Genomic DNA, 19,311 nt, shown 5'->3' on the forward strand with positions numbered 1-19,311 from the left:
CCCGGCCACAGCTTCCGCTGCCACGGCCCCACCAGGCAGCGGAAGCTGGTCGTAACAAGGCCACTGTGATGAAATGCGATCCCTCGCTACTTCGCCCTGCCAAGCCTGCCGTGAATTCCCGCCTGATCCGTCAATTGCTGTTACCACCACTGATCATCCTGCTGATGGTCGGCCTGGGAATGGCTGGCTACCTGTTCAGCGAGAGCAATGGTATCCGCGCCCTCAGCGAAAACGGCGAACGCCAGCTGGAGCTGCACGCACGCACGGTCGAAAGCGAAATCAGCAAGTACACCTACTTGCCGAGCCTGCTGGAGCTGGAAGACAGCGTCTCGCACCTGCTCACCGACCCGGACGGCGCTTCACGCCAGACGGTCAACGAATACCTTGAAGGCCTGAACCGTCGCAGTCGCAGTCGGGCCATCTTCGTCCTCGACACCAATGGCCGGGTACAGGCCACCAGCAACTGGCGCGATGCCGACTCGTTCCTGGGCGAAGACCTGTCGTTCCGCGCCTACTTCCAGACTGCCGTGCGCGGCGAGCCCGGGCGTTTCTACGGCATCGGCAGTACCACTGGCGAGGCTGGCTATTACCTGGCCCATGGCCTTGAGGAGCACGGCAAGATCATAGGCGTTGCGGTGATCAAGGTGCGCCTGGACACCCTCGAGGAGCGCTGGCAGCGTGCCCGCCTGGAGGCGTTCGTCAGCGACGAGAATGGCATCATCATTCTCTCCAGCGACCCGGCCCGGCGTCTTAAGTCGGTGCGCCCGCTGACCCCGCAAATCAAGGAGCGCCTGGCGCGAAGCCTGCAGTACTACTGGTGGCCGCTGAACGAATTGCAGCCTCTGGCCCGGGAAACCCTGGCCGATGGTGTGGAGAAGCTGACCTTCCCGGCCAACACCGAAACCGCTCATGGCAAACCGCACGAAGTGGCCTACCTGGCGCAAACCAGGCGCCTGGTCGACACGCCCTGGCATTTCACCCTGCTGACCCCACTGCAGGACCTGCGTCGCGAATCCATGGTGCAGGGCATTCTGGTGGGCGTGGCCTTTGCCTTGCTGGCGATCCTCGGCATTGCCTGGAACGAGCGGCGCAAAGTGATCGCCACACGCCTGGCGGCCCGTGAAGCCCTTGAAGAGGCCAACAGCCAGCTGGAGCGGCGGATTGCCGAACGCACCGCCGACCTGCGCGCCAGCAACGAACGCCTCAAGGGCCAGATTCGCGAGCGCCGGCATGCCGAGCAGACCTTGCGTCACGCCCAGGATGAGCTGGTGCAGGCAGGTAAGCTGGCCGCCATCGGGCAAATGTCTACCAGCATTGCCCACGAGCTGAACCAACCCTTGGCTGCGCTGCGCACCTTGTCTGGCAATACGGTGCGCTTCCTTGAGCGCGGGGCGCTGGAAACCGCCAGCACCAACCTGCGCACCATGAATGACCTGATCGACCGCATGGGCCGCATCACCGCCAGCCTGCGCTCGTTCGCCCGGCGCGGCGATGACAGCGGCCAAGCTTCACTGGCCAAGGCGGTAGAGGCCACCCTGCAGGTGTTGGCCAACCGCGTCAGTGCCTGTCACTTGCAATTGCACCATCAGTTCGAGGACCAGCAACTGGCCATCGACCAGACCCGCCTGGAGCAGATTCTGGTCAACCTGATCGGCAACGCCCTTGACGCGATGGCCGCGCAACCGCAGCCTGAGCTGTGGCTGGAAGGCGAGTTGCAGGGCGACAAGTACCGTTTGCAGGTACGCGACAACGGCCACGGCATTGACGCCGAAGCGCGCAAGCACCTGTTCGAACCCTTCTTTACCACCAAACCGGGCGAGCATGGCCTGGGCCTGGGCCTGACCTTGTCGGCTTCCCTTGCCGCCGCCGCCAAGGGAAGCCTCAACGTCGAGCATCCCGCCACCGGCGGCACAGCCTTCGTCCTGGCCTTGCCCCTGGTTTCCCCCCCTAGCGAATCGGCAGAGCATCCATGAACCAAGCGCCTCTTACCGTCCTGATTGTCGAAGACGACCCGCATGTGCTGCTCGGCTGCCAGCAGGCGCTGGCCCTGGAGGATATCGCCTGCGAGGGCGTGGGCAGCGCCGAACAGGCACTGGAACGCATCGGCGACGATTTCGCCGGCATTGTCGTCAGCGATATCCGCCTGCCGGGTATTGATGGCCTGGAGCTGCTCAATCGCCTCAAGGCCCGTGACCGCAGCCTGCCGGTGGTGCTGATCACTGGCCATGGCGATATCGACATGGCCGTTGGCGCCATGCGTAACGGCGCCTACGACTTCATGGAAAAACCGTTCTCCCCCGAGCGCCTGGTCGATGTGGTGCGCCGCGCGTTGGAACAGCGCGGGCTGTCACGCGAAGTGGTGGCCCTGCGCCGCCAGCTGGCCGAGCAGAGCAGCCTGGAGGGACGCATCATTGGTCGCTCACCGGCCATGGAGCACTTGCGCGAACTGATCGCCAACGTCGCCGACACCTCAGCCAACGTGCTGATCGAAGGTGAAACCGGCACCGGCAAAGAGCTGGTCGCGCGCTGCCTGCACGACTTCAGCCGTCGCCAGAGCCACCCGTTCGTGGCACTGAACTGTGGCGGCCTGCCGGAAAACCTGTTTGAAAGCGAGATATTCGGCCACGAGGCCAACGCCTTCACCGGAGCCGGCAAACGCCGCATCGGCAAGATCGAACACGCCAATGGCGGCACGCTGTTCCTCGATGAAGTGGAGAGCATGCCGATCAACCTGCAGATCAAGCTGCTGCGCGTGCTGCAAGAGCGCACCTTGGAACGATTGGGCTCGAACCAGAGCATCCCGGTGGATTGCCGGGTGATCGCCGCGACAAAGGCCGACCTCGATGCCTTGGGCCAGAGCGGCCAGTTCCGCAGCGACCTGTATTACCGGTTGAACGTGGTCACCCTGGAGCTGCCGCCGCTGCGTGAGCGACGTGAAGACATCCTGCAGTTGTTCGAACATTTCCTGCAGCAGTCGGCCCTGCGCTTCGACCGCGAAACACCGACACTGGACAGCCAGACCCTGTCGCGCCTGATGGCCCATGACTGGCCGGGTAACGTGCGCGAGTTGCGCAACGTGGCCGAACGCTATGCACTCGGCCTGCCAGCCTTCAAGAAAGGCCCCAGCGGAGGTGCCAACCAAGGCCTGCTTTTTGCCGAGGCGGTGGAAGCATTCGAACGCAACCTGCTCACTGATGCCCTGCAACGCACGGGCGGCAACCTGAGCCAGGCCAGCCAGGAGCTGGGCATGGCCAAGACCACGCTGTTCGACAAAGTGAAAAAATACGGCCTCGGCTGACTTGAACCCAAACGGGAAAACAACGTGGACCTGGTATTCAAAGCGGCCCTGGGCGCAGGCGTGGTGCTGTTGCTGGCGGTGCTGTCGAAAACGCGCAACTACTACATCGCAGGGCTGGTGCCGCTGTTCCCCACCTTCGCCCTGATTGCCCACTACATCGTCGGCAAGGGGCGCAGCATTGCCGACCTGAAGACCACCATCCTGTTTGGCATGTGGTCGATCATTCCGTATTTCGTGTACCTGGCAACCCTGTATGTACTGGTCGACCGCTTGCGCCTCGAGGCATCGATGGCGCTGGCCACGCTGGCCTGGCTGATCGCCGCGACCGTGCTGGTGACTGTGTGGGTGCGGATGCACTGATCGAAAGCAGCCAGCGCAGATTCAGAGCCCTGCGATGTGCGTGACCGCTTGCCTGTGCGCCTGCAAATAAGGCAACACCGCCCCCAGTAACGGCGCCTTGAACGGCTCCTGAAAACGGTGCGCCAACCCCGGGATCAAGCGTAACTGGCTGCCCTGGATATGCGCCGCCAGGTGCACGCCATGCATCACCGGCAATAACGGATCAGCCGTGCCGTGTACCACCAGGGTCGGCACTCGCAACTGGTTGAGCAACTCGACGCGGCTCGGCTCGGCCAGTATCGCCATGATCTGGCGCTTGGCCCCGTCAGGGTTGAACGCCCGGTCGTAGGCCTGCGCCGCCTGGTGCAGCAACACCTCGCGGTCGTCCCGTACCTCAGGGCTGCCCAAGGCCGCCAGCAGGTCGGCCTGCTGCTCGATTGCCACTTCACGGTTCGGCGCGCTGCGCCGGGCCAGCAACTGCACCAACGCCGGGGCCGGCGCCGGCAGCCCCGCCGCCCCTGAACTGGACATGACCAGCGTCAGGCTGCGCACACGCTCAGGCGCCATCGCCGCCAGGTGCTGGGCAATCATGCCGCCCATGCTCACCCCCAATACATGAAACTGGCGCACGCCCAACGCGTCCATCAGGCGCAAGCCGTCATCGGCCATATCAGTCAGCGTATAGGGCGCCGACACGGGCAGGCCCAGCTTGTAACGCAACAGTTCGAGCGTCAGGTAGGCGTGCGGTGGTACCTGGTTCCAGCGTGACAGGCCGACATCGCGGTTGTCATAGCGGATCACCCGAAAACCTTGGCGGCACAATGCCTCGACCACATCATCTGGCCAATGAATCAGCTGCCCGCCCAAGCCCATGACCAGCAGCAAGGCCGGGTCGCGTGGCGCACCGACGCTCTGGTACACCAGGCTGACGGCACCGAGTTCGGCACGCTGCACCGGCACCTGGGCGTCACAGCGCTGTTCGGCGAAACTCGCCGGAACGCTGAACAGGAAGAAAAGAAAAAGCCAAAAAGCCCGCATGAAAGAAACACCAGAATGCAGATCCCCAGTAGAGCGCGAGTCTGATGAATTCTGTTCGGGCGCGCTGCCACAGTTCGGTGACAGTTTCATGACTCCCGCCAGGCGGTGCGACGATCGCCCAGTCGACAGATGCCGCATCATGAGAGAAACTCAATTCATTCCCTGTTTCTTCAATTCCACACCCCGGAGTCATCTGTGCTGGAGATCCGTCACCTGAAAACCCTTCATGCCCTGCGCGAAGCCGACAGCTTGGTGGAGGCCGCCGAACGCCTGCACCTGACCCAGTCGGCGTTGTCGCACCAGTTCAAGGAGCTTGAAGAGCGCCTGGGCCTCCCGATTTTCGTGCGCAAGACCAAGCCGATCCGCTTCACCAGCGCCGGGCTGCGTCTGCTGCAACTGGCTGATGCCACCCTGCCGTTGCTGCGCAGTGCCGAACGTGACATCGCACGCCTGGCCGGAGGCACTGCCGGACGCCTGCACATGGCTATCGAATGCCACAGCTGCTTCCAGTGGCTGATGCCGACCATCGACCAGTTCCGTGATGCCTGGCCGGAAGTGGAACTGGACCTGGCCTCGGGCTTTGCCTTCGCCCCGCTACCGGCCCTGGCCCGCGGCGACCTTGACCTGGTGGTGACCTCCGACCCGGTGGACCTGGCAGGCATCACTTATGTGCCGCTGTTCACCTACGAGGCGATGCTGGCAGTGGCCAACCAGCACCCGCTGGCCAGCAAGCCTTACATCGTGCCGCAAGACTTGCTCGACCAGACGCTGATCACCTACCCGGTGGAGCGCGATCGCCTGGACATCTTCACGCGCTTCCTGGAGCCGGCCGATATCGAGCCAGCCGCCGTGCGTACCTCGGAGCTGACGGTGATGATGATGCAGCTGGTGGCCAGCGGCCGTGGCGTATGCGGCATGCCGCATTGGGCGCTGCACGAGTACAGCTCGCGCGGCTATGTGAAGGGCAAACGCCTGGGCGAGAAAGGCCTGTTTGCCACGCTTTATGCCGCCGTACGCACCGACATGCTCGATGCCCCGTACATGCGCGACTTTTTGCTGACGGCCAAGGACACCTCGTTCGCCACCCTCGACGGTGTCAGCGCGGTGCGTTGAGCGCCTGGCGATACAGCGGCAGGATCAAGTCGCGGGTCAGGGGAGCCAGTGGCATGACGGGCGCCTGATCTGCAGCCAGCCAGACCACCTCCTCGATCTCTGCGGCCGGCACCACGGCAGCGGCGCTATCGACACGGAACAGTTCAGCTTGCACTTCGAAGCCTGGTTCGTTGGCGGCGGGGGCACTGAACTGGCCCAGGTGCATGGCCTGAGCCGGGTCGATGCGCAGGCCCAGTTCCTCCTGCAACTCGCGCACCAGCGCCTGTACCGGCGTTTCACCGGCATCGATCTTGCCGCCTGGCTGCATGAAAGCCTCGGTGCCACGCTTGCGCACCAGCAGCGTGCGGCCCTGAGGGTCGATCAGCAGGGCGGCGGCGATGCGGATGATGTTGGGCATGAAGTGGGCTCGCTGAATAAAATGACCCGCGAGGATCCCATGGGGTCATTGGCCTGACAAGGCCGGTCATTCCTGTGTCGGCCTGGCAGACGAGCGGCCCCTTGCCAACCTGTTGCACACCCTCCATAAACAACACATGAACCTGCCCGCCAAACACCACCCGGTGCTCGAGCTGTTCCACCCTGCCGTCAGCACCTGGTTCCGCCGCCGCTTCGCCACGGTCACCGATGCCCAGGCACAGGCCTGGCCGTTGATCCACGCCGGGCAATCCATGCTGCTGGCCGCGCCGACCGGCTCAGGCAAGACCCTGAGCGCTTTTCTGGCCGTGCTAGATGAGCTGCTGCGTGAAGGCATGAAGCACCAGGGCGAACTGCCCGCACAGACACTGGTGATCTACGTTTCACCTCTGAAGGCCCTGTCCAATGACATTCGTCTGAACCTGCAGGCCCCGCTCGAAGGCATCAGCCAAGCCATTGCAGAGCAAGGCCTGAACGCCCCACGCATCACCACGGCGGTACGCACCGGCGATACTCCGCAGAAGGAACGCGCCGCCATGCGCAAGCTGGCCCCGCACATTCTGGTGACGACCCCCGAATCGCTTTACGTGCTGATGGGCTCGGCGTCTGGCCGTGAAGGCCTGGCCCATGTGCACACGGTAATCGTCGACGAAATCCATGCCTTGGCCGGTAACAAGCGTGGCGCCCATCTGGCACTGACCTTGGAACGCCTGCAAGCCTTGTGCAAAAAGCCACTGCGGCGGATCGGCCTGTCCGCTACACAACGCCCGGTCGAACGGGTGGCACAGTTCCTGGTGGGTAACGGGCGCCCCTGCGCCATTGTCGATATCGGCCATGCCCGCAAGCGTGACCTGGCCATCGAAGTGCCGCCGGTACCGTTGGGGGCGGTGATGGCCACTGATGTCTGGGGCCTGGTGTATGACCGCTTGGCCACCCTTGCCCGTGAACACCGCACCACGCTGGTATTCGTCAATACCCGGCGCCTGGCCGAACGTATCACCCGCCACCTCAGCGACCGGCTGGGCAAGGAGGCAGTTGCCGCACACCATGGCAGCCTGTCCAAAGCGCTGCGCCTGGATGCGGAGCAGCGGCTCAAGAGCGGCCAGCTCCAGGTGCTGGTCGCGACCGCATCGCTGGAGCTTGGCATTGATATCGGCGATATCGACCTGGTCTGCCAGATCGCCTCGCCGGGCTCGATTGCCGGCTTCCTGCAACGGGTTGGCCGCGCTGGACACCAGGTCGATGGTGTGCCGAAGGGGCGCCTGTTCCCCACCTCACGCGATGACCTGATCGAATGCGTTGCCTTGCTTGACTGCGTTCGACGGGGCGAACTGGACGCACTGCACATCCCCCGGGCACCGCTGGATGTGCTGGCCCAGCAGATCGTCGCAGAAGCCAGCAACCAGGCCTGGCACGAACAGGATCTGCTGGATTGCCTGCGCCAGGCCACACCTTACGCCGAGCTTGACCAGCACCATTACCAGGCCCTGCTGCGCATGCTCGCCGAGGGCTACAACGGCCGCCAGGGTGTGCGCAGTGCCTACTTGCACCGTGACGCAGTGAGCGGCACGCTGCGTGGCCGACGTGGCAGCCAACTGACCGCGCTGACCAGCGGCGGCACCATCCCCGACAACGCCGACTACGCCGTGTTGCTGGAACCGCAGGCGCTGAACATCGGCAGCGTCAATGAAGACTTTGCCGTGGAAAGCATTGCGGGCGATATTTTCCAGCTGGGCAACGCCTCCTATCGCATTCTGCGCGTCGAGCCGGGCCGGGTGCGGGTAGAGGATGCTCATGGCCTGCCACCGACCATTCCGTTCTGGCTGGGTGAAGCGCCGGGGCGCAGTGACGAGCTGTCTGCCGCCGTGGCCCGGCTGCAGGCGCGAATCGACCAGCAACTGGCGCAGGCAGACGGCGACACGGTGGAGGTACTGGCCTGGTTGCAGGCGACCTTCGAACTGGACGAAGCTTGTGCGGGCCAGTTGCTCGACTACCTGGCCCGCACCCGTGAAGTGCTTGGCGCCCTGCCCTCGCAGGATACGCTGGTGATGGAACGTTTTTTCGATGAGTCCGGCGGGACCCAACTGATCATTCATTCACCCTACGGTAGCCGCATCAACCGCGCCTGGGGCCTGGCCCTGCGCAAGCGCTTCTGCCGCACCTTCAACTTCGAACTGCAGGCTGCCGCCAGCGAGGACGCCATCGTGCTGTCACTGTCGACCAGCCACAGTTTCGAGCTGGACGAAGTGTGGCGTTACCTGAACAGCCGCAGCGCCGAGCCGATTCTCATCCAGGCCCTGCTCGATGCACCGCTGTTTGGCGTGCGCTGGCGCTGGAATGCAGGCGTGGCCATGGCACTGCCGCGCTTTGTGGGCGGACGCAAGGTGGCGCCACAAATCCAGCGCATGAAGAGTGAGGACCTGGTTGCCGCCGTGTTCCCCGACCAGATCGCCTGCCTGGAAAACATCGTCGGCGAGCGGCAGATTCCCGACCATCCGCTGGTCGAGCAAACCCTTGACGATTGCCTGCACGAGGCAATGGACAGCGAAGGCTGGCTGGCCCTGCTGCGGCGCATGGAAAGCGGTGCAGTGCGCTTGCTGTGCAGGGATTTGCCCGCCCCCTCGCCGCTGGCTTCAGCGATTCTCAATGCCCGGCCTTATGCCTTTCTGGACGATGCGCCACTGGAAGAACGACGTACCCAGGCGGTACTCAACCGGCGCTGGAACGACGTGCACAGTAGCGACGACCTGGGCGCGCTGGACGCTGATGCCATTGCTGCCGTAGCGGCCGAGGCCTGGCCACAGCCGGCCAATCCCGACGAAATGCACGAAGCATTGATGAGCCTGGGGGCCATCGGTCAGGTCGAGGTAGATGCCAACCCCTGCTGGGATGTGCTGCTAAGGCAACTGGCCAAGGCCGGGCGTGCCTTGCGCCTGCCCGATGACAAGCTCTGGTTGGCCCGCGAACGCCTGAACCTGCTGCTGGCACTGTACCCCACAGCGCACAGGGAGCCAGCGCTCGAACGGCTCGCTGGCTTCGACCAGCCCATCGAGCCCGACAACGCACTGAGCGAACTGCTGCGCGCCCGCCTGAGCGGCCATGGCCCACAGACCCTGGCGCAAATCGCTGCGCCATTGGGCAAACCGATAACCGATATCGAACAGGCGCTGGCCCGCCTGGAAGCCGAAGGCTATGTGCTGCGCGGGCATTTCAGCCCAGGTGCCACTGACCTGCAATGGTGCGAACGCCACTTGCTGGCGCGCATCCACCGCTACACGGTCAAACGCCTGCGCCGCGAGATCGAACCGGTCAGCCTGCAAGACTTCATGCGCTTTCTGTTCGATTGGCAGCACCTGGCGCCTGACGAGCGCCTGCGTGGTCCGCAGGCGGTGGCCGAAGTGCTGGGCCAGTTACAAGGGTTCCCCAGCGCCGCAGCGGCCTGGGAGGCGGAGCTGCTGCCGGCGCGTATCAAAGACTACAGTCCGCACTGGCTCGACGAAGCCTGCCGAAGCGGCCAGTTTGCCTGGAGCCGGCTGGCGGCAACAGTGGCGAGCAGCACGTTGACCAGTACCCCACTGGTGTTGCTGCCGCGGGACCAGTTGAACACGTGGCGCAGCCTGGCGCCCGCACCTGCTGTCGACGCTCTTGGCCTACGTGCGCAACGTGTGCACGAAGCGCTGAAAACCCAGGGTGCGCTGTTCTTCGATGAACTGGCACATGAGGCACACCTGCTGCCCAGTGAACTGGAAACTGCACTGCAGGAGCTGGTGGGCTCGGGCCTGGCCGGGGCGGACAGTTTCACTGGCTTGCGCAGCCTGATCACGCCTGCAACCAAGCGCAGCTCACGTAACAGCCGCCGAGGCCACCCGCCGCTTTCCAGCAGCATGGCGCATGCCGGACGTTGGGCCCTGCTGCGCCGCAGCGATGCCCCCCCGGATCACGACCAGCGCCTGGAGCACATTGCCCGCACGCTGCTGCGCCGCTATGGCGTGATCTGCTGGCGGCTGTTGGCGCGCGAGAGTGATGTACTGCCGCCCTGGCGTGAGCTGCTGCGCTGCTATCACCGATTGGAAGCGCGTGGCGAGATCCGGGGCGGGCGCTTCATTGCCGGGCTGGCCGGTGAACAGTTCGCCTTGCCTGAGGCGGTAGTATTGCTGCGGCAAGTGAGACGACGTGAACCGGACGGAACGCTGCAGGTGGTGAGCGCCGGTGACCCGCTGAACCTGATCGGCTCGTTGCTGCCTGGGGCGAAAGTGCCGGCAGTGATTGGCAACCGGATTCTGTATCGCGACGGGATACCGGTGGCGGTGCGGATGGCCGGGCGTTACGCGTATCTGGTCGAGGCGTCCGCACAGGAGCAGGAAAGCTGGCGGCAAAAACTGCTGCGCGCCCCCCTGTAGGAGCGGGTTTACCCGCGAATACGGTACCGGCAGCAACGCTGACCGGCGGGTGGAAATTGGCCAGCAGGCCCGGCCCTTTCGCGGGTAAACCCGCTCCTACACGACGGCCTGCGCCCAATCACCACTGTGTGTCCAACCCTGATCTGGTGTAGGAGCGGGTTTACCCGCGAATACGGTACCGGCAGCAACGCTGACCGGCGGGTGGAAATTGGCCAGCAGGCCCGGCCCTTTCGCGGGTAAACCCGCGCCTACGACGGCCTACGCCCAATCATCAATGTGTGTCTCCCCCTGATCTGGTGTAGGAGCGGGTTTACCCGCGAATACGGTACCGGCAGCAACGCTGACCGGCGGGTGGAAATTGGCCAGCAGGCCCGGCCCTTTCGCGGGTAAACCCGCGCCTACGACGGCCTGCGCCCAATCATCAATGTGTGTCCACCACCGATCTGCGTTGGGACCAGGCAATTTGGCTTGGGTCGAGAATGATTTTCGCTACCCCAATTTTATTTTGCAGTGCCCGGCAACTTGGCTATGGTCGGGGTTTGCCCCCAGGCCCTGAGCCTGACCGCGCCATCGCAAGGACCCTGTATGAGCCTGTCACTTCTCAGTCGTTATGCCTTCTTCGCCGCCTGTGTGCTGTTCACCCTGGCGAGCCTCCCCTTCAGCCGCCACGAATGGTTGTGGCCGTTCACCCTGACCACAGGCATTCTCAGCCTGGTCGGCCTGTTCGACCTGCTGCAGCAGCGCCACGCCGTCCGCCGCAACTACCCGGTTCTTGGCAACATCCGCTATCTGGTCGAGGCCATTCGCCCGGAAATCCGCCAATACCTGCTGGAGTCCGACAGCGATGCCCTGCCCTTCTCCCGCGCCCAGCGCTCGCTGGTGTATGCCCGGGCGAAGAACGAAGCCTCGGACAAACCTTTCGGCACCCTGATCGACGTATATGAATCCGGTTTCGAGTTCATCGGCCACTCCATGCGCCCGGCACCGCTGGCCGACCCGGCCAGCTTCCGCGTCATCGTCGGTGGGCCGCAGTGCAGCCAGCCTTACTCCGCGTCGATCTTCAACATTTCGGCCATGAGTTTCGGCTCACTCAGCGCCAATGCCATCCGTGCGCTCAACCAGGGCGCCAAACTGGGCAATTTCCACCATGACACCGGCGAGGGCAGCATCAGCCCCTACCATCGCGAGCACGGTGGTGACCTGGTGTGGGAACTGGGCAGCGGCTACTTCGGGTGCCGCACGCCAGATGGGCGCTTCGATCCCGAACGTTTCGCCGCCCAGGCGCGCAGCCCTCAGGTGCGCATGATCGAGATCAAGATGAGCCAGGGTGCCAAGCCTGGCCATGGCGGCATACTGCCCAAACACAAGGTCACCCAGGAAATTGCCGAAACCCGTGGCGTGCTGATGGGCGAGGATTGCATCTCACCGTCGCGCCACAGCGCCTTCTCGACACCGATCGAAATGATGCAGTTCATCGCCCAGTTGCGTGAACTGTCCGGCGGCAAGCCAGTGGGGTTCAAGTTCTGCCTGGGCCACCCGTGGGAATTCATGGGCATCGCCAAGGCCATGCTGGAAACCGGCATCCTGCCCGACTTCATCGTCGTCGATGGCAAGGAAGGCGGCACCGGCGCAGCGCCCGTGGAGTTCACCGACCATATCGGCGTGCCACTGCGTGAAGGCCTGCTGTTCGTGCACAACACCCTGGTCGGCCTGAACCTGCGCGACAAGATCAAGCTGGGCGCCAGCGGCAAGATTGTCAGCGCCTTCGACATCGCCAGCGTGCTGGCCATTGGCGCCGACTGGGCCAACTCGGCACGGGGCTTCATGTTCGCCATCGGCTGCATCCAGTCGCAAAGCTGCCATACCAACAAGTGCCCGACCGGTGTGGCCACGCAAGATCCACTACGCCAGCGTGCGCTGGTGGTGCCCGACAAAGCCCAGCGGGTGCTGAACTTCCATCACAACACGTTGCGTGCCTTGGCAGAAATGCTGGCGGCGGCCGGCCTGGAGCATCCGGCACAACTGGAGGCCAAGCACCTGGTGCGGCGCATTTCAGCCACCGAGATCAAGCTGTTCTCGCAGATGCATGTGTTTTTGAAGCCAGGTGAGCTGCTGACCGGCGAGGTGAACGGGCAGTTCTATTCGCGGATGTGGCAACTGGCCCGGGCGGACAGTTTCGAGCCGCACAGCGAAGTGGCGGCCTGAGAGAACGCTGGGGCCGCAAAGCGGCCCCACGTCAGGTCAGGAGGCGGTACTCGTCACACCTTGTGCGTCTTTCGGCGCCAGGCGGAACGTGTAATACAGCACTGTCAGCAACACCAGGAACGCCGGGCCGATGTACAGGGCCACACGCGTATCCTCGAAGTACGCCATCAGCCCGACCACCAGCACCAGGAAGGCCAGTGCCAGATACGAGCTCAGCGGCCACAGCCACATGCGGTACTTCAGTGCCTTGCGCTCGGCCGTGGTAAGGCCGGCACGGAACTTCAGCTGTGCCAGCAAGATCATCACCCAGGTCCAGATCGCACCGAAGGTGGCGATCGAGGTCACCCAGACGAAGACCTTTTCTGGCACCAGGTAGTTGGCCAGCACGCCCAGCAGCAACGCGCCGATCGACAGCAGCAGCGCATTGCGTGGCACGCCGTTCTTCGAGGTGCGGGCAAAGGCCGCCGGCGCCTGGCCGTTCTGCGCCAGGCTATAGAGCATGCGCCCGGTGCTGAAGATGCCGCCGTTGCACGACGAAAGCGCCGCCGTGATGACCACGAAATTGATGATGCCGGCAGCGGTCTTGATGCCGAGGCGCTCGAAGGTCATGACGAACGGGCTGCCCTGGCTGCCGATTTCGTTCCACGGGTAAATCGACAGGATCACGAACAACGCGCCGACGTAGAACAGCAGGATGCGCCAGAACACCGAGCCGATGGCCTGGGGAATGGTCTTTTGCGGGTTGCGTGCTTCACCGGCGGTGAGGCCGATCATTTCCACACCCAGATAGGCGAACATCACCATCTGCAGCGACATCAGCACGCCGGTCACGCCATTGGGCATGAAGCCGCCGTTGCTCCACAGGTTGGAGATCCCCACTGCCACACCGTCATTGCCAAAGCCGAAGGCAATGATGCCGATGCCGCCAAGCACCATGGCGATGATGGTGACGATCTTGATCAGCGCGAACCAGAACTCGAACTCACCAAAAGCCTTCACCGCCACCAGGTTGACCGCGCCCATGCTGCCCAGCGCCGCCAGGGCCCAGATCCAGCGCGGAACGTCGGGGAACCAGATGCCCATGTAGATGGCCACTGCCGTGATTTCGGCAACACAGGTCACCAGCCACAGGAACCAGTAGTTCCAGCCGGTCAGGAAGCCCGCCAATGGGCCGAGATAATCCTGGGCATAACGGCTGAACGAGCCGGCGACGGGGTTGTGCACGGCCATTTCACCAAGGGCGCGCATGATCACCAGGATGGCCAGGCCGCCGATGATGTAGGACAACATGATGGCCGGACCGGCCATTTCGATCGCCTTGGCCGAACCGAGGAAAAGACCGACACCGATACAGGCGCCCAGCGCCATCAGGCGGATGTGCCGTTCGCCCAGTTCACGCTTGAGCGGGCCGCCTTCTGTGGCCTGGCCGTGGGCAGAGTGGTTGCCGACTGGCATAGCAATACAACCTCATTTTGTTATTGGATTTGACCTTCGTGCCGCCGCGACCAAGCCGATAGGCGTGGCATTGGCTTGCCAGGCTGGCCTTGTGGACCGGCCCGTGTGCCGGAGTAGAGCGCCCGGCAAGGCGAAGGGGGCGAGCAGTATAGGAAGACCGTTGTAGGAGTTTTCACTGTATATATGCAGAAATTTGGCTAGAACTCTGGGGCGGCTACACGCCCCAAAAATCGCCAAGGCACCATAGCAACATCGTCCGTTGAAGGAACCCACACCAAAGCCGCATAGCCCCTCACCACTTTCCTTCTTCTTACAAATTTTTCACCCTATCCACTCAACGTCTAAGCTTCAGACAAGCAAGACGAAAATACTTGGCCGGATAGAAGACTATGGGCGCACTGTGGCAATCGGAACCAAGCAGAACGGAAGCACCCGAGATACCTCCGGCCGAGACGCCACAACCCAAGTCCCCCCGTCAGCGTCGGCTATGGTGGCGGCTGATCATCCTCATCCTGCTGGTGGCACTGGTCGCCATAGGTGTTGCCGCGTATGACGAATTCCGTACCTCCGAACTGCAATCGCGCGAGTTCAGCAAACTGGCCGGTACACTGACCTATTCACTGCAACCCGGTCCCAGCGATGCCATCATCTACCCCGGTGATGGGCCGTTCGACAAACGCCTGGGCTATAGCGCCCTGGGTGAATTCCTGCCACGCCTGCTCAAGCGCGACTACCTCATCAGCGAACAGGTGAAGTTCTCACCCGCATTGATGAACTACGTCGATCATGGGCTGTTCGCGCCCTATATCGAGAAAATCCAGGCCGGCCTGTCGATCACCGACTGCCGCGGCGACACGCTGTACCAGTACAACTACCCCCAGCACCTGTACCCGGACTTTGCAGCGATCCCTCCCGTGATGGTCAACAGCTTGCTGTTCATCGAAAACCGCGACCTGCTGGATACCCAGGACCCACGTAACAACCCGGCAGTGGACTGGCCACGCTTTGCCAAGGCCGCCTACAGCCAGGTCGCCAAGTACCTGGCCCTGCCCGGCCAGTCTGCCGGCGGCAGCACCCTGGCCACGCAGCTGGAGAAATATCGCCACTCACCCGACGGCCTGACGGTGTCGGGCGCAGAGAAAATCCGGCAGATGATTTCTGCCAGCGTGCGTGCCTACCAGGGCGGCCCCGACACCACCGAGGCACGCCAGCGCATCGTGCGTGACTACCTCAACAGCGTACCGCTGTCGGCTGTGCCTGGGCATGGTGAGGTACATGGCATGGCCGAGGGCCTGCGGGTGTGGTACGGCGCCGACTTCGACCAGGTCAACCAGGCCCTGAACGCCACCGCCACCGACCCCGAGAGCATGGCCGCACGCGGCCTGGCCCTGCGCCAGGTGCTGTCGCTGATGATTGCCCAACGCCGCCCCTCACACTACTTGTCCAAGGGCCGGGTCGAGCTGGCCGAACTGACCGACGCGCACATCCGCGTGCTCGCCGCCAACAAGGTCATCGATCAGCCACTGGCCGATGCCGCGCTGGCCAGCAAGGCGGTGTACCGCGACTGGGTCGCGCAGCCGACCATCGTACCGATCATTACCAACAAGGGCATCAGCCTGGCACGCAACCGCCTGTCGGCCATGCTCAATCGCCCGCTGTACGACCTCGACCGCCTCGACCTGTCAGCCACCAGTACCTTGCAGGCCGACCTGCAGTTGCAGATCAGCCAGTACCTGAAAAACCTTGCCGACCCGGAGTTTGCCGCACAGATCGGCCTGATCGGCGAGCGACTGCTCACTGCCAAGACCACCGACCAGGTGAGCTACAGCTTCACCTTGTTCGAACGCACCGCCGATGGCTCGCGGGTCCGGGTGCAGACCGACAGCACCAACCAGCCCTTCGACATCAACGAAGGCAGCAAGCTGGAGCTGGGCTCAACCGCCAAGCTGCGGGTACTGACCACCTACCTTGAAATTATCGCCGAGCTGCACGACAAATACGCCGGCAAACCTGCCGCCGAGCTGAAGAAGGTCGAAGTGGCTGAACTCGACCGCATCACGCAATGGTCGCTGGAATGGCTGGCGCAGAACAGCAAGAACCAGAGCCTTGACGCCATGCTCGACGCCGCGCTCGAGCGCAAGTACTCGGCCAACACCGGCGAAGCGTTTTTCACCGGTGGCGGGATGCATGTGTTCAACAACTTCCGCAAGGAAGACAACAACCGCAACCCGACACTCAAGGATGCACTGCGCGAGTCGATCAACCTGCCGTTCATCCGCCTGATGCGCGACCTGGTGCGCTACGTGACTTACCAGCAGCCGTACAACCGCGTGCCGCTGCTCAAGGACGATACCGACCCGCGCCGCCAGGAGTACCTTGCGCGCTTTGCCGACAAGGAAGGCACCAACTACCTGATGCGCTTCTGGAAGAAGTACCAGCGTAAAACCTCGCAACAACGCCTGGACACCTTCCTCGACAGCATGCGCGTGACCCCGCAGCGGTTGGCGGCGGTACACCGCTACCTGTTCCCCGAGGCAGGCCAGGAAACCTTCAACGCCTTCGTGCGTGCCCACCTCAAGGGCGACAAGGCCGTGCTGGGCAAACTGACCGATGGCCGTCTGTCAGAGATGTACGCAGCTTACGGCCCCGGCAAGTACGACCTGCCTGATCAGGGTTACATCGCCAAGGTCCACCCGCTGGACCTGTGGCTGCTTGGCTACCTGCTGAAGAACCCAAGCTCGACACTGACCGAGATGATCAACGCCAGTCGTTTCGAACGCCAGGAGGTATACGGCTGGCTGTTCAAGAGCCGCTACCAGGGCGCCCGTGACAGCCGCATCCGCACCATGGTCGAAATCGAAGCCTTCCTCGACATCCACCAACGCTGGAAACGCGTGGGCTATCCATTCGACCACCTGGTGCCCTCATTGGCCACCGCCATCGGCAGCTCCGGCGACCGCCCCGCTGCCCTCTCCGAACTGGTCGGGATCATCCAGAACGACGGTGTTCGCCTGCCGACCCTGCGCATCGACACCCTGCACTTCGCAGCCAACACACCCTACGAGACCAAGTTGATCACAGACCCGGACCGGGGCGTGCGAATTCTGCCAGTCGAAGTGGCGCGTGCACTCAAAGGCGCCATGTCGCAAGTGGTCGATGCAGGTACCGCGCGGCGTATTTCCGGCAGCTTCAAGCTGCAGGACGGCACCCCACTGGTGATGGGCGGCAAGACCGGTACCGGCGACAACCGAATCGAGAGCTTTGGCGCCGGCGGCCGGCTGATCGGCTCGCGCTCGCTAAACCGCACCGCCACCTTCGTGTTCTTCCTCGGCGACAACCATTTCGGCACGCTGACCGCCTTCGTGCCGGGTCGCACGGCAGAAGCATTCAAATTTACTTCGGCGCTGCCAGTGCAGGTGCTCAAGGGCATGGCACCGATCCTCATGCCATACCTGCAGCCTGGCAATCCGAATGAGTGCAAGCCGCCACAGGTTGCCCTGCACACACCACCACCGACAGGGAACACATCGACGCAGTAGATGATAATCATCAGCATTGAAGGGCTTGTCTTTAGATATATCTTGAGTAATATCTTAAGATATATCGCAAACGACGGAGCCCTATCCTTATGCGCGAACATCCCCCTCATGATCCCTTCGAGCGGCGCCCCGCCCGTGGCGAGCGCGGCCCGCGTGTCTTCGCCCCGGGTGACCTCAAGCTGCTGATGCTGGACTTGCTGGCCGAGCAGCCCGGCCACGGTTACGACCTGATCCGCCAGATCGAAAATCTGTTCGACGGCAGCTACAGCCCAAGCCCTGGAGTGATCTACCCCACGCTGAACTTCCTCGAAGAGGCCGAACTGATCAGCGGCCAGGTACAAGGCAGCAAACGCCTCTACGCCATCACCGATGCCGGCCGCAGCGCCTTGGCGGATCAGGCAGTAGCCCTGGATGGCGTGCGCATGCGCATCGAGGTCAGCAAACGCGCCCTGCGCGGCCACGACCGCCCGCCAGAGATTCATGAAGCGGTCGGCAACCTGCGCCATGCACTGCACATGCACAGCGGCCGCTGGACAGTGGAAGAAATCGAACGGGTCCGTGACCTGCTCAACCATACCGCCAAGGCCATCGCCTCCGGGCCCACCGAACCTTTCAGGGAGACGCCCCATGAGTGACACCATTCACCGCGTAAACCACGAGATCCGCCAGCGCCGTCTGCAGGTGCTGCGGGTCACCGAGCTGACCCCGCGCATGCGCCGCATCACCCTGGGGGGTGCCGAGCTGCAAGGCTTTACCAGCATGGGCAGCGACGACCATATCAAGCTGCTGTTCGCCGAAACGCCGGAGCAACAACAGGCCATCGAGGCCCGTAATCTGGGCAAGGACGGTGGCGCGCGGCCCACCATGCGCGAGTACACACCACGGCGCATCGACCTGGTGGCACATGAGCTGGACATCGACTTCGTGCTGCACGGCGACGGCCCTGCCTCTACCTGGGCCGCGCAAGCCGCGCCCGGGCAAACCCTGGACATCGCAGGGCCACGGGCCTCGCTGGTGGTGCCGGATATTTTCGACAGCTACCTGCTGATCGGAGATGAAACTGCCATCCCGGCCATTGGCCGTCGGCTGGAGGAGTTGCCGGCGGGCCGCCAGGTGCTGGCAGTGATCCAGATCGAAGACGAGCATGAGCGCCAGCCGCTGCCAAGCAAGGCGCAGGTGGAAGTGATCTGGGTACGTCGCCAAGGGGAAGACTTGTTGGAGCTGGTGCGGAACCTGAGCTTGCCGCAAGGCCGGCTGTATGCCTGGGTAGCGCTGGAAAAAGCCCTGACTCGCCAGGCCAAGGCGTTTTTGCTGGAGAAAGGGGTGCCGGAAGACGCGCTAAAGGCTGCAGCCTACTGGCGGGCCAACGGGACTGCTGACGACGAGTGATCGTGATTGCCTGAACTGCCGGCTTCGCGGGCCAGCCCGCCCCTACACTGATTGGGGGTGGACCCAACTCGGTTGGTCGACCCAAACCGCCGGGCTGATCCAAACTGGCGGGGTGGCCTCC

General features: G+C 63.5%; 12 protein-coding genes. 9 read left to right on the forward strand and 3 right to left on the reverse strand.

Annotated features, from left to right (window positions below; all coding sequences use genetic code 11):
* Nucleotides 1–68: 68 nt before the first annotated feature.
* Genes ACK59Z_RS12145 through ACK59Z_RS12155 form a run of 3 tightly spaced genes read left to right on the forward strand, consistent with a single transcriptional unit; the run spans nt 69 to nt 3,658 of the window.
* Complete coding sequence (locus tag ACK59Z_RS12145; protein ID WP_003254973.1) at nt 69–1,973, forward strand: ATP-binding protein; 1,905 nt, start codon at nt 69–71, stop codon at nt 1,971–1,973.
* Nucleotides 1,970–3,298, forward strand: coding sequence for a sigma-54 dependent transcriptional regulator (locus ACK59Z_RS12150; RefSeq protein ID WP_003254975.1), 1,329 nt, complete (start codon nt 1,970–1,972; stop codon nt 3,296–3,298). Before ACK59Z_RS12145 ends, ACK59Z_RS12150 begins: the two co-directional genes overlap by 4 nt.
* 24 nt (nt 3,299–3,322) lie before the next feature.
* Nucleotides 3,323–3,658, forward strand: coding sequence for a GlpM family protein (locus tag ACK59Z_RS12155; RefSeq protein WP_003254977.1), 336 nt, complete (start codon nt 3,323–3,325; stop codon nt 3,656–3,658).
* Nucleotides 3,659–3,679: 21 nt separating this feature from the next.
* Here the strand turns inward: ACK59Z_RS12155 and ACK59Z_RS12160 are convergent, their stop codons facing one another.
* On the reverse strand, nt 3,680–4,675 hold the full coding sequence (locus ACK59Z_RS12160) for an alpha/beta fold hydrolase (RefSeq protein WP_108191766.1): 996 nt from the start codon (nt 4,673–4,675) through the stop codon (nt 3,680–3,682).
* A 195-nt stretch (nt 4,676–4,870) separates the two neighbouring features.
* Between ACK59Z_RS12160 and metR the strand changes: the two genes are divergently transcribed.
* Nucleotides 4,871–5,788, forward strand: a complete 918-nt coding sequence (metR, locus tag ACK59Z_RS12165; RefSeq protein WP_003254981.1) for a transcriptional regulator MetR — start codon at nt 4,871–4,873, stop codon at nt 5,786–5,788.
* Here metR and ACK59Z_RS12170 read toward each other — a convergent pair.
* Nucleotides 5,772–6,185 carry an NUDIX domain-containing protein gene (locus ACK59Z_RS12170; protein WP_003254983.1) on the reverse strand — a complete coding sequence of 138 codons (414 nt, stop codon included), beginning with the start codon at nt 6,183–6,185 and terminating at the stop codon, nt 5,772–5,774. The genes metR and ACK59Z_RS12170 overlap by 17 nt on opposite strands.
* A 136-nt stretch (nt 6,186–6,321) precedes the next feature.
* On the opposite strand from ACK59Z_RS12170, the gene ACK59Z_RS12175 reads away from it, so the two are divergent.
* Nucleotides 6,322–10,602, forward strand: coding sequence for a DEAD/DEAH box helicase (locus tag ACK59Z_RS12175; protein WP_108191767.1), 4,281 nt, complete (start codon nt 6,322–6,324; stop codon nt 10,600–10,602).
* A 585-nt stretch (nt 10,603–11,187) separates the two neighbouring features.
* Nucleotides 11,188–12,807, forward strand: coding sequence for an FMN-binding glutamate synthase family protein (locus ACK59Z_RS12180; RefSeq protein WP_108191768.1), 1,620 nt, complete (start codon nt 11,188–11,190; stop codon nt 12,805–12,807).
* A gap of 36 nt (nt 12,808–12,843) precedes the next feature.
* On the opposite strand, the gene ACK59Z_RS12185 is transcribed toward ACK59Z_RS12180, so the two are convergent.
* Nucleotides 12,844–14,262, reverse strand: coding sequence for an amino acid permease (locus tag ACK59Z_RS12185; RefSeq protein WP_003254987.1), 1,419 nt, complete (start codon nt 14,260–14,262; stop codon nt 12,844–12,846).
* Between the two features lie 389 nt (nt 14,263–14,651).
* On the opposite strand from ACK59Z_RS12185, the gene ACK59Z_RS12190 reads away from it, so the two are divergent.
* The 3 genes from ACK59Z_RS12190 (at nt 14,652) to ACK59Z_RS12200 (ending at nt 19,190) form a co-directional block, all read left to right on the forward strand.
* A complete protein-coding gene (locus ACK59Z_RS12190; protein WP_108191769.1) occupies nt 14,652–17,801 on the forward strand; it encodes a transglycosylase domain-containing protein in 3,150 nt (1,049 codons plus the stop codon).
* Nucleotides 17,802–17,890: 89 nt separating this feature from the next.
* Nucleotides 17,891–18,436, forward strand: a complete 546-nt coding sequence (locus ACK59Z_RS12195) for a PadR family transcriptional regulator (protein WP_003254989.1) — start codon at nt 17,891–17,893, stop codon at nt 18,434–18,436.
* The gene (locus tag ACK59Z_RS12200) at nt 18,429–19,190 is read left to right on the forward strand and encodes a siderophore-interacting protein (protein WP_409293082.1); all 762 of its coding nucleotides are present in this window, start codon (nt 18,429–18,431) and stop codon (nt 19,188–19,190) included. The genes ACK59Z_RS12195 and ACK59Z_RS12200 overlap by 8 nt, the downstream gene beginning before the upstream one ends.
* Nucleotides 19,191–19,311: the final 121 nt, after the last annotated feature.

Source organism: Pseudomonas sp. KCJK9058 (assembly GCF_046230975.1).
Lineage (GTDB): Bacteria > Pseudomonadota > Gammaproteobacteria > Pseudomonadales > Pseudomonadaceae > Aquipseudomonas > Aquipseudomonas alloputida.